At 36.2% G+C, this 12,520-nt stretch carries 8 protein-coding genes, 3 pseudogenes and 1 other annotated feature; of the genes and pseudogenes, 10 read left to right on the top strand and 1 reads right to left on the bottom strand.

The annotated features are described in order from the left end of the window. Positions 1–216 precede the first annotated feature (216 nt). The 4 genes and pseudogenes from ACEWFJ_RS20190 (at position 217) to ACEWFJ_RS20175 (ending at position 3,834) form a co-directional block, all read left to right on the top strand. Positions 217–1,320 (top strand): lactonase family protein, encoded by a 1,104-nt coding sequence (locus ACEWFJ_RS20190; RefSeq protein ID WP_473689702.1) that lies wholly within the window; start codon positions 217–219, stop codon positions 1,318–1,320. A 59-nt stretch (positions 1,321–1,379) separates the two neighbouring features. After that, positions 1,380–1,547: pseudogene (locus ACEWFJ_RS20185) on the top strand (hypothetical protein); the annotation flags it as partial. Between the two features lie 115 nt (positions 1,548–1,662). Then, positions 1,663–3,113 (top strand): annotated as a pseudogene (locus ACEWFJ_RS20180) (RNA-guided endonuclease InsQ/TnpB family protein). 436 nt (positions 3,114–3,549) lie between these two features. Continuing rightward, positions 3,550–3,834, top strand: coding sequence for a DUF4183 domain-containing protein (locus ACEWFJ_RS20175; RefSeq protein ID WP_473689701.1), 285 nt, complete (start codon positions 3,550–3,552; stop codon positions 3,832–3,834). A 63-nt stretch (positions 3,835–3,897) separates the two neighbouring features. On the opposite strand, the gene ACEWFJ_RS20170 is transcribed toward ACEWFJ_RS20175, so the two are convergent. After that, the gene (locus ACEWFJ_RS20170; RefSeq protein ID WP_473689700.1) at positions 3,898–4,152 is read right to left on the bottom strand and encodes a DUF4183 domain-containing protein; all 255 of its coding nucleotides are present in this window, start codon (positions 4,150–4,152) and stop codon (positions 3,898–3,900) included. 707 nt (positions 4,153–4,859) lie between these two features. After that, positions 4,860–5,076, top strand: a binding site (T-box leader). An 82-nt stretch (positions 5,077–5,158) separates the two neighbouring features. Here ACEWFJ_RS20170 and tyrS point away from each other — a divergent pair. The 6 genes and pseudogenes from tyrS (at position 5,159) to pdxK (ending at position 12,250) form a co-directional block, all read left to right on the top strand. Next, positions 5,159–6,421: a tyrosine--tRNA ligase gene (gene tyrS, locus ACEWFJ_RS20165; protein ID WP_473689699.1), complete on the top strand. Its 1,263-nt coding sequence runs from the start codon at positions 5,159–5,161 to the stop codon at positions 6,419–6,421. Positions 6,422–6,680: 259 nt separating this feature from the next. Next, positions 6,681–6,965, top strand: a complete 285-nt coding sequence (locus tag ACEWFJ_RS20160) for a protein rep (RefSeq protein WP_473689698.1) — start codon at positions 6,681–6,683, stop codon at positions 6,963–6,965. Further along, positions 6,929–7,357 carry a protein rep gene (locus ACEWFJ_RS20155; RefSeq protein WP_473689697.1) on the top strand — a complete coding sequence of 143 codons (429 nt, stop codon included), beginning with the start codon at positions 6,929–6,931 and terminating at the stop codon, positions 7,355–7,357. The genes ACEWFJ_RS20160 and ACEWFJ_RS20155 overlap by 37 nt, the downstream gene beginning before the upstream one ends. Positions 7,358–7,960: 603 nt before the next feature. Then, a pseudogene (gene tyrP, locus ACEWFJ_RS20150) lies at positions 7,961–9,399 on the top strand (tyrosine-tyramine antiporter). A gap of 54 nt (positions 9,400–9,453) precedes the next feature. Beyond that, positions 9,454–11,316: a tyrosine decarboxylase gene (tdc, locus tag ACEWFJ_RS20145; protein ID WP_473689696.1), complete on the top strand. Its 1,863-nt coding sequence runs from the start codon at positions 9,454–9,456 to the stop codon at positions 11,314–11,316. A 118-nt stretch (positions 11,317–11,434) separates the two neighbouring features. Next, positions 11,435–12,250 (top strand): pyridoxine/pyridoxal/pyridoxamine kinase, encoded by an 816-nt coding sequence (pdxK, locus tag ACEWFJ_RS20140; RefSeq protein ID WP_473689695.1) that lies wholly within the window; start codon positions 11,435–11,437, stop codon positions 12,248–12,250. Positions 12,251–12,520 lie beyond the last annotated feature (270 nt).

The following is a 12,520-nucleotide window of genomic DNA, read 5'->3' as shown; positions in this document are numbered from 1 at the left end:
AGTAAATCTTTCACTTTTTTTGCTGTAAATATAAGAAAACAAAATTTTTTGGCTTCGGAGTCTTAATCCCAAAAATAAGAGCATGTGTTACTGAGCTGACAGAGCAGGTTAGTGAGAAATGAAAATCCACCTATCTTTTAAACCGATGTACATCAATTCTGGGAATGGAAATGGAAAAAGAACCATATAAAATTATGAAAGGAGGAGAGTCATAAAATGCAGATAATGAACCAACATTTTCGTGCGAGTATGGTTTATATAATGACCAATAATGAAGTAATGAATCAAATCATTGCTTTTTACAGGGACATGAATGGTATGCTCACCTTTGCGGGTTCCTACCCAACTTATGGCAGAGGTACTGGTACAAAGGAAGTCTCCACTGCAACAGCAAACGATGGCGTCGATCCCCTTGCCTCACAAGGTTCCCTAACTTTGTCCCATGATGGACGTTTCCTACTTGCAGTTAACGCAGGCAGCGATAGTATTAGTAGTTTCATCATCACTGACAGCGGAGCACCCGTTCTCGTGGATGTGAAGCCATCAGGAGGTGCTCAGCCCAATAGCGTAAATGTGTTTGGTAATCTTGTCTATGTTTCCAATGTAGGTAATGCCGCTAACAATTTTGCATCCAATATTATTGGTTTTCGTATAGATGATAACGGACGCCTTACTCCTATTCCTGGATCAACCCATTCTCTCAGCACCTTCAATGCACAGCCGGCGCAGGTTCTCTTCACTCCAGATGGCAGTAAAATTCTTGTCTCCGAGCTTACATCAAACCATCTTAGTATATTCCATGTAAATAAAAATGGTACGATTACAGGACCAATCGTTAATGATTCTTATGGTCAAGGACCATTGGGCGCCTATTTTCTATCGTCTGGAATCCTCTTAGTTACAGAAGCAGTTTCAAATGCGCTGTCCTCTTATTCATTGACTAACGATGGTATCCTTCATGTGATCAGCGGATCTGTACCAAACGGATATAAGACCGCTTGTTGGGTTGTAACAACGAGGGATGAACGTTTTGCATACACTACCAACACCTTAAGCGGCACCATTTCCACCTACCGAATCGATCCCAATGGAGCACTGTCGGTGGTAAGGCATATTACCAGTACACCGTCAGGTACGGCACCAGGTCTGCCGATAGATGCTGGAGTGAGTAAGGATGGACGGCATTTTTACACACTGAACGGGAATCAGGGTACAGTCTCAGTATTTCATATCCAAGATGATGGTAGTCTTGTTAGATTACAGGTTGCTGCTTGGACTAAATTTCCTTATTTCGGATCGCAAGGTTTAGCTGTTCTTTGATTCTATTGGGTTCACTATATTTGGTGGAATAGAAATTGAACTACCCCCACCTACCGTTTCGGGCTGGAGCAGATGTGAAACACGGATTAATTGGTCCTGGTATTGATGCTTCACATGCTTATGAGCGTACGTATGAAACGTCGATTACACATACAGAGGCGCTTGTTTATCGGAAAAGGGGCAAGAAAACCCCATCTTCAAAACGTGCAGGGCATAGCCCAGTTTAAGGTGGGGATGAATTGCCCTTGCATTCGCAAAAAAATTTTTGGTATCAATGCGAATGTATGTTCTTTTTTGCTGTTTTGTAGTATCATGAAGGAAAGAAGAGAGGGGGTGAAAATCATGACAAAAGAACAAGAATATGCAACCTATCAAATTTGGATCAAGAAAGGTCACAAATTGTACACCTATTTCATGGAAATGTGTCAAAACGCCAAAAATCTCTACAATACAACAAACTTCTATATTCGCCAAGTGTATACTGCCTTACGTGCTGGTAAACCATTACAACCACTTCAACAAGAAGTCCTCCATACATTACAAATGTACATCGAAACCATGAATGAAAATCAACTTCGTGCGTATCAAAAACGTGTACAAAAACAGAAAGAAAAGCCTGTTAAAGAACAAAAAGAAATGAAATGTAACTTATTTCCATTCCCAACAAAAGAGAAATCGTTTCTATCTTATAACTTTCTAGATTGTTTGTTTAAAACAATGAAACAACAAGATTATATGAACTTGCCAGCGCAAACGAATCAAGCAGTTATGAAAAAGTTGTATCTAAATTGGAAATCATTCTTTGCTTCCATGAAAGCATATCAGAAACATCCTTCCACTTTTACTGGCAGACCCCGCATTCCAAAGTATATTAGATCATCTATGAGAGAAATTGTATTCACAAATCAAGTATGTAAACTCCAAGATAAGTACATTCGTTTTCCAAAAACAAACATGAAATTAAATATTGGCAAATTGTTTGGACGGATTGGCAATCTCAAAGAGGTACGTGTTTCTCCTGCTTATGGTAAGTTTAAAGTTGAAATTGTGGCAGAACAATCTGAGCCAGTACCTGAGCATGTCGACAATAATCGCTATATGAGTATTGATTTAGGGATCAATAACATTGCAACTATCACAACGAATACAGGGGCTACTCCTGTGTTAGTAAAGGGCAATGTTATCAAAAGTATCAATCAATACTACAATAAACAAAAGGCTCATTTACTGGGTATTCTTCGTCATGGAAAAGAACCAAAAGAAGGACCACACACATCCAAGCGTTTAGAGAGGCTTCATGAGAAAAGGTTTCTCAAAATAAAGGATCTCTTTCACAAAATGAGTTATCATATTGTCACTTTCGCAGTTCAACACGGGATTTCTATGATTGTCATTGGGAAAAATATAGCATGGAAACAAAACAGTGAGATGGGGAAACGACAGAATCAATCCTTTTGCCATATCCCACACAATCAACTCATTGAAATGATCAAGTACAAGGCAAATCGGCAGGGCATTACGGTACAAGTTGTGGAAGAATCGTATACAAGCAAGGCATCCTTTCTAGACAATGATGCAATCCCCACTTACGGTGAGGAAGATATTCTTGAATTCAGTGGGACACGTATCAAACGTGGCTTGTATCGTACGAAAGAGAACAAACTACTGAACGCAGATGTGAACGGTTCCTATAACATCTTAAAAAAGCAGTTCCAAAGGCGTTTGCCGATGGAATAGAGGGGTTGTGCCATCAGGCAGCTGTGTCAACTCCACTCGTGTTAAGCATCTCTTGAAAGTGATACACGAGAAACCCCCACTTCAAGATCCGAAGGAGATAAGTGACGGGAGTTTTCATGCGTATGTACAATCGGATTTAGTAGAAGAATAATAAGTGATTGATAGAAAGGCTGATCTGTAATGTAGATTAGCCTTTTTTGTATGAGAAATAATGTTGAACGAATCGGGCTTTTACGGGTAGTTATCCCCCACGTATCTTCTTCGGACTCCTCACAATCTTGAGGTGGGGGTACTGCCCGCGAATAGCGGGATAAATAGGGACGCTTAGCTCCCACCGAAAAGTAAGAACATCATTTTAAGTAATAATATAGAATTCTAATACTAAGTAGCTATGAAAAACGGGTAGTTGGCCGTTGCTAAAATAAAATATTTACATAATATGTAGAGTAGGATAAGCCCCACTAGACTTGAAAACAAAAGGAGTGAAATGAAATGCCTATTATTAAACCTTTTTTTGCTAGTAAAAGATATAATTCAACAATCGGTGCTGGAACAGGAATAGGATCAACTTTTACTATTTTAGCAACTGATTTTAAGGATGACACTGGAGCTGCTGCTACCGCATTCCCTGCATCATTTGCATATTATAATTTATACCTAAACGGGCAGTTACAACCTGCGATTAATTCAAGTGTAACCAAAACAGCTATTACAATTCCGAGTGGAGATATTTTAGATCGTGGTGTTCCGGTTATGATTGAATTTGGTATGAACTAGTAATAAAAAACGAATTCTTTTAAAAGAATCCGTTTTTTATCCCACAATGATGGAAGTTTCACTTTATTGATTGATCAAAATAAACTGAAGTGTGATCGGAATGCCAGATGGTAGTGCTTCATCAGCAAATATCGTTAATATACCCGCTTGTACGTTATAAGAACTTTGCGGTTGGATAATACCGTTGATAAATAAATTCATATATGATACTTGATTTGGTGCCAAAATTTGAGTCGTTCCGAATTGAGGCAAACCATCATCGTTTGTGTATACAAGACGCGTGCCATCTGAAACTGTGAAAAACATTAGATTTGTCACGGAAATCAGACCTGGGAAGGTAGGTCCAGTAGGCCTAGTCGTTCCAGTAGGCCTAGTCGTTTCAGTAGGCCTAGTCGTTTCAGTAGGCCTAGTCGTTTCAGTAGGCCTAGTCGTTCCAGTAGGCCTAGTCGTTCCAGTAGGCCTAGTCGTTTCAGTAGGCCTAGTCGTTCCAGTAGGCCTAGTCGTTTCAGTAGGTCTAGTCGTTTCAGTAGGTCTAGTCGTTCCAGTAGGCCTAGTCGTCTCAGTAGGCCCAGTCGTTCCAGTTGATCCTGCTGGTCCGGGTTCCGGAAGAGGAAGCGCGCAAGGGAAATAAAAAACTTCGTATTCGTAATTCCTAGAATGAAATGGTTTCAGAACAGTCCCCCCTTTTTTGCGAACATAATGGATTTATTACAAGTATATGAATAGATATAATATTTGATTGTACATTCGTCATGCTTTTATTTCGTTCATTAATTCCCTTTTTTCTTCCGCCAGAATGTTTCAATCAATACCTCTACGACCCCGATATTCATGCTATAAATTCAAACATTTGACCCGTGGTTTATCATACCTGGCGAGAAGACCCCCACCTCAAGCGCGAAGCGGTAGGTGGGGGTAGTTCAATACTTTAATAGAATAAAGCAAATGTGAACACTTTAAAAACATTTTTGTATAGAATTGACAATGAAATTTTACTTCTCTATAATTGGCTTTAATTTAACATATCAAATACGTTGAAAGAGCCCAGTAGCAGTTTGTCACTGTTATCGAGAAAGCTAGGGGTTGATGGAACCTAGCACAAACAAACTTGTGAATTACACTCTGGAGTATCTTAGGTAATGCTAAGCGGAGTAGCAATCGATACTATTGCTAAGAGTGGTACGAATAGTAAATACTATTTGTGCAATCTGGGTGGTAACACGGTTAAAAATCGTCCCTATGTCTAGTGTAGACATAGGGACTTTTTTATATGCTTATCAAACTAAGGTAAGCAAAACATACAAATTAAAGGAGCTGGAAAGACATGAACATCATTGACGAATTGGAATGGCGCGATGCCATTAATCAACAAACAGATGCAGAAGGATTGCGTAAACTAGTAGAAGAGAAAAAGATTTCCTTGTACTGTGGTGTAGATCCAACTGGTGACAGTATGCATATCGGACATTTAATTCCATTTATGATGATGAAGCGTTTCCAATTAGCTGGGCATCATCCAGTTATTTTAATTGGAGGAGCAACGGGAACAATTGGTGATCCAAGTGGACGTCAAACAGAAAGACAACTTCAAACATTAGAACAAGTGCAGCATAATGTTGAGGCGTTAACAGCGCAAATGCAAAAGTTATTCGACTTTGGCGGAAATAGCGAAGTGAAAATGGTAAATAACTACGATTGGACACATGAAGTAAGTATCCTTGAGTTTTTACGCGATTACGGTAAAAACTTTAGTATAAATAATATGCTAGCAAAAGATATTGTAGCAAGTCGTTTAGATACAGGGATTTCATTTACAGAATTCACATACCAAATTCTACAAGCGATGGATTTCCATCACTTATACAAAGAAGAAGACGTACAACTGCAAATTGGCGGCAGTGACCAATGGGGAAATATTACAAGCGGTTTAGACTTAATTCGTAAAAAAGAAGGACCAGATGCAAAAGTCTTTGGATTAACAATTCCATTACTATTAAAATCAGACGGTACGAAATTTGGTAAAACAGCAGGAGGAGCAATTTGGTTAGATCCAGAAAAAACAACACCATTTGAATTCTACCAGTTCTGGGTGAACACAGATGATCGCGATGTGATTAAATACTTAAAATTCTTCACATTCTTAACGAAAGATAGTATTGATGAATTAGTGGTTAAAGTTCAAACAGAACCTCATAAACGTGAAGCGCAAAAAGTGTTAGCAGAAGAAATGACGAAATTTGTTCATAGTGAAAATGCATTTCTACAAGCAGTAAAAATTACAGAAGCATTATTTAGCGGGGATATTAAAGCGTTAACTGCGGATGAAATTGAACAAGGCTTTAAAGATATGCCAACTTTCAATGCTGCAAAGGAAACAAAAAATATTGTCGAGTGGTTAGTAGATTTAGGAATTGAACCTTCTAGACGCCAAGCAAGAGAAGATATTAATAATGGAGCTATTTTGATGAACGGAGACAAAGTAACAGATGTAAATACAGATGTTACGGTAGAAAATTCATTCGATGGAAGATTTATTATTATCCGTAAAGGTAAAAAGAATTACAGCTTGGTGAAATTAGGAGAATAAAGCTCTGTAAATATATAAATACAACCCCCTTTTCTTTTTAGGTGGGCGAGGGCACCTGGCCATGCATATAAGCGGTCAGGGCCTTTTTCTGCCAGCAAAGGGAAAGCGAGTGCAGGTTATTTTTTATCCCGCTATTCGCAGGCTTTTCATCAGTGGAGGACCACTAATGAAAGGTTCACTTTATTATAGCAGCGACTTATCTGTTTAGAAATTAAAGTAGATTTATATATAGGTAAAGTGAAGGTGAGGGGGATTAATTATGCTGACATCATGGGAACGAACTTTGGAATTAGCATATGTTAATCATCATGTGATAACAGAAGTTAATAAAAAGCAGCAAGTAAATTGGTTATTGTTAGATTTGGGCTTAGATGATATAAACGAAGAACAAATTAATGGGATGCTAGATAAGATGTTAATTGGATTCAATCGGTTGTTTAAGTATAAATCTGTACAACAAGCCAATCTAGGTTATTTTAGGATGTTGGATATTTTAAAAAAGGTGATATGTATCATCCGAGAATTCACGTTTTACTTCCGGTGATAAAAAGCTATTTTCAGGGGAGATACTATATCAAATATGATAACTGGATCTCTTTGTGGAGCAGAGCATTAGGGATAGAAAATGATTTGTTTGTAAAAGTGAAAGTAGTTAATGGAAAAGAAGCTGATCGTGAAATTTTTCAAGAAAAATTGTTAAAATTTCGTGAACAGAGAAGTGAAATTCCTCTTCGGGAAAGTAAAATAATTACATCTAGACGTTTAATAGGATATAGCAAATTGTTAAAAAATGTAATGGAGCGGTTTTTTTATGAAAATGAATCTCATTTAGGTGTGGATGAATTATGTATAAACGATTCAATTGCAAATCATGCGTTTGTAAATATGTTAGACTGGCATCCAGGTTTAAGAGAAGATGAAAACCCCCTTTTTTAAAATAATAATCAGCCTTTTTATGTAGAAGAAGAGTGAAGCAAATTCACTCTTCTTTTTTTATGATTTTTACCGTGGTTATTTATCATTTTATCATGTATTAATATTCATTTTTATTTATATTTATTTCATATGTTTTTATAAATAAAAGATTTAAAGCTTTAACAGATGAAAGCATTAAACCTTTAATGCTCTAAATAATAAGTTTTTAATTTGTTTCAATAAACACTGTCAAATCAGTGTTTATTCGGTTGTTGACAAAACAAAATTACAGGAGTAGACTGACGTCATAAGTTAACTTGTGTAATGATTCACAAGGTGAAACTTAAGTTTTGTGAAGTGGTTTTTAGCAAAACAGATGGTTATTTTATGAATATTATTCATTTCATATTATGAAGAAATGAATGGATGTATTCTACGAAATAATAGCATTGTTTGAAGAAAGGAATGATTCTATAGGATTTACAAATTTTATATCAGATATTTTGTTTTAATACCCTAGTTTTTAACGTTTGTATTTTGATAGTGCAGTTCTTTTGAAAATTAGCGTATTAGTTCAGTTTATGTATTCTATAAAAATTAAATAAAGGAAAGAAGGGCATAGTTATGGCCAAGACAAAAAAATTAACGCTTTTTGGGTTAATTGGTATTACGATGGCATTCTTTGGTACTGTACGTAGTGTACCGACGCTTGCTATTACAGGGTGGACGCAAATCTTCTATATGTTAATTGCTGCAGTTGTATTTGCTCTCCCTATTGCGCTCATGTCAGCCGAACTTTCGACAGGATTTCCTGAAGAAGGTGGCCCACAAGTTTGGGTTAGAAATGCATTAGGTGAAAAATGGGGATTTGTTACCTCATGGTTATTATGGGTTCAAATGTTTTTCGGGATGGTAATGGTTTCGTCAACTGTTGGTGTTCTACTCGGTTACGTTATTAATAAGCCAGAACTATCTTCAAACAACTACTTTATTTTTGCCGTAATCTTAATTTCATACTGGGGTGTGACTTTATTAAACCTTAAGTTTGATATGGTAAAAATTGCAGGTAACTGGGGCGCTGTGATTGGTGTATATATTCCATTTGTTATTCTCGTAGTTCTAGGTGTTATCTATATGATTAAAAATGGAATTCAGCCAAATAGTTACTTAGGGAATTTTAAACCAAGTGATTTAATACCTAATTTAAAAGACTTGGGCAGCTTAGCGTATTTATCAGGGATTATCTTTATTTTTGCGGGGGTAGAGATCTCATCTGTACATGCAAATAATATTGAAAATCCGAAACGCAACTATCCAGTTGCTGTTATCGCTTCTGTTGTTTTACTAGTAATCTTTAATATTATCGCTGGTTTAACAGTTTCTAACGCAGTGCCACGCGGTCATTTAGAGTTAGCTAACATTACACAACCATACTTGATTTTCTGTCAAGATTTAGGGATTCCATCTATCCTTGTTAACATCATTTCTTTAATGATTTTAATTGGTGTTTTAGTACAGTTAAGTGCATGGGTACTTGGACCAAGTAAATCTATGATTAAAGTGGCAGAGGAAGGAATTTACCGAAGTTCTTCCAAAAGAGAACAGAGAAGGGTATTCCAATCACTTTTGTGATGATTCAAGCAATTGTTATTTCGTTAGTATCTGTCTTATATGTAGTCGTTCCAGATGTTAATAGTGCATTCTTAATTATTACCATTACAACAACGATTCTATATTGTATCGTATATGCTTTAATTGCAATTTCAGCAATTCGCTTACGCTATAACATGCCTAATGTTAAGAGACCATTTAGATTAGGTAGTAAAGGAAATGGATTAATGTGGTTTGTATCTATTGTTTCAATGATAGGTATTGTACTTACGATTATTGTAAGTTTGATCCCACCATCCATTTTAAAACCAAGTCAGTATACTGGTTACGTAATTTATCAAGTGGCCGCTACGGTGGTTATGATTGGGATTGCTCTTATTATTAACAAATGTAAGAAACCAGAATGGAAAAAAGAAAATAACGAAGCAGAATATTTAAAACAAGCTAATTAAAAATAATTATTCTATATATTTATATAATTTGATTGAAAATTGGAGGAAATGAAAATGAAATACGAAATGCCAGAAGTTAATTTAAAAGCATTATTCTTAGGAGATAAAGGAGAAAACGTAGATTTATTTAAAGAATTATTATTAAAAATGGTAGATGAGCATGTTGGTTGGAGACAAAACTATATGCCGCAAGACTTACCAGTTATCACACCTCAAGATAGAAGTTCTAAAAATTTCCAAGAAACTGCAGATCATATGCGCAGTGTGTTCAATGTATTATCTTCTAAATTACGTACAAATTCTTTACCTTGGCATGCTGCTGGTCGTTTCTGGGGACATATGAACGCTGAAACATTAATGCCTTCTATCATTGCTTATACAGCAGCAATGTTATGGAACGGTAATAACGTAGCATATGAATCTTCACCAGGTACTTCTCAAATGGAAGAAGAAGTGGGACACGAGTTTGCTGCACTGATGAGCTATAAAAAAGGTGAAAGCTGGGGACATATTTGCGCAGATGGTTCTATTGCTAACCTAGAGGGCTTATGGTATGCACGAAATATGAAATCCTTACCATTAGCAATTAAAGAAGTAGCTCCTGAATTTGTTGCAGGTAAATCTGAATGGGAATTACTGAATATGTCTACAGAAGAAATTCTAGCTATTTTAGATCAAATTCCTGAACAAATTGATGAAATTAAAGCTCACTCTGCACGTAGTGGCCAAAATTTACAAAAATTAGGTAAATGGTTAATTCCACAAACAAAACATTATTCTTGGTTAAAAGCTGCTGATATTATCGGTGTTGGTCTTGATTGTGTAGAGCAAGTAGATGTTGATGACAACTATCGTATGGATATTAATAAATTAGAAGAAAAAATTCGTGAACTAGCAGCAGAGCAAATTCCTGTTTTAGGTGTTGTTGGGGTTATCGGTACAACAGAAGAAGGTCAAGTAGATCGTATTGATAAAATGGTAGAACTTCGTGAAAAATTAGCAGAAGAAGGCATCTATTTCTACATTCATGTAGATGCTGCTTATGGTGGTTATGCTCGTTCTATTTTCTTAGATGAAAATAACGAATTTATCGAATGGGATCAAATAGAAGAAGTGTACGCAAAACACAACATCTTCACTGAAAAATGTGACTGGTTAACAAAAGAAGTTTATCATTCATTTAAAGCAATGAACCAAGCAGAAACAATTACAATTGATCCACACAAAATGGGATATATTCCTTACTCTGCGGGCGGTATTGTGATTAAAGATATTAGAATGCGCGATGTAATTTCTTACTTTGCAACTTATGTGTTCGAAAAAGGTGCAGATATTCCAGCATTATTAGGTGCATATATATTAGAAGGTTCTAAGGCAGGTGCAACTGCAGCAGCTGTTTGGACAGCTCATCAAGTGTTACCTTTAAATGTAACTGGTTATGGAAAATTAATTGGTGCAAGTATTGAAGGAGCTTATCGTTTCTATGACTTCTTAAGTGAAAAAGAATTTAAAGTTGGCGATAAAACAATTCGTGTGTATCCATTAACAAAACCTGACTTTAATATGGTTGACTATGTATTTAATGAAGAAGGTAATATAGACTTAGAAAAAATGAACAAATTAAATCATGATTTCTTCGATCAAGCTTCTTACGTTAAAGGCGGATTATATAATAATGAGTTCATTACATCTCATACTGACTTTGCTATTCCTGACTACGGTAACAGCCCACTTCCATTCGTGAAGAGTCTTGGATTTAGCGAAGGAGAATGGGATCGCGAAGGTAAAGTAACAGTGCTTCGTGCTTGTGCGTTATCTCCATATGCTCATGATAAAGAAGTATTTGAAGAATATGCTGTTAAGTTAGAAAAAGCAATTCAAGCTAAACTTGAAGCAATCTACAATGAAATGAAATAAGTTTAGTAGAAAACCATTTTAATAGAATGAATGCATAACGTTAAAAATCCGTTATGCATTCATCTTTATATATAATTGACCTTATTTATTTGAGTAAGATCAATTGAGGAGTGAAAAAGTGATGGTAAAAAAAGTATTAACGATAGCAGGTTCTGATTCAAGTGGAGGAGCAGGATTACAGGCGGATCTGAAAACATTTGAAGAGTATGGTACATTTGGCCTAACTGCCATTACAACAATCGTCACAATGGATCCTGATAATAACTGGCATCATCATGTTCATCCAATTGATAAGGAACTTGTACAAGCGCAATTAAAAACTATTTTTTCCGGCGGCAAATTAGATGCGATGAAAACAGGAATGCTTGGATCTATAGATATGATTGAGCTTGTAAGTGATGTAATTGAAACATATGACATGCAAAATGTTGTCATTGACCCGGTTATGGTTTGTAAAGGAGAAAACGAACCACTGCATCCTGAAAATGGACTTGCCATGCGTGATCTTCTTTTACCAAAGGCAACAATTGTAACACCAAACTTATTTGAAGCAGGTCAGTTATCTGGAATGCAAAATGTAAAAACGGTAAACGATATGAAAGAAGCCGCAAAGAAAATTATCGATTTTGGTGCTGAAAATGTTGTAATAAAAGGCGGAAAATCTCTAGCGGATCATAAGGCAATCGATTTACTTTATGATGGAACAGAGTTTGTGCTTTATGAAGCGGAGAAAATTCATACGAACTGTAACCATGGTGCCGGATGTACGTTTGCAGCAGCGATTACAGCCGGACTAGCGAAAGGACTTTCGGTAAAAGAAGCTGTAGCGAAGGCGAAGGACTTTACGACAGAGGGAATTAAACGCGGATTTGCTTTTAATACATTTGTTGGTCCAGTTTGGCATGGTGCATATAATAAAGCTGATTTGCGTTAACTGTTTTATATTTTTAGGTGAATAAAATAGGGCATAAACATCCATTGGCATGATTTGTAAGTGATATATATACTCATCCAAAGCATTGTTTATGTCCTTTTGTGGTTTATTGCACCATTTTGGGAATAAAAAATCCCCTACTGATGGAAGTGCCACTTTATTTCCATTGATTCTTTTTTAATATAGTGTTTAGATATTGAATGTGCAATTGTTCACAAATGTTAATAGTAAATGGATTAGTCGGTAGAATCCTACAACCATTTTACATGA

The organism is Bacillus sp. EA-CB0995 (assembly GCF_055814245.1).
Note: the sequence above shows the minus strand (reverse complement) of the source record. Positions and strands in the feature narration are given on the sequence as shown.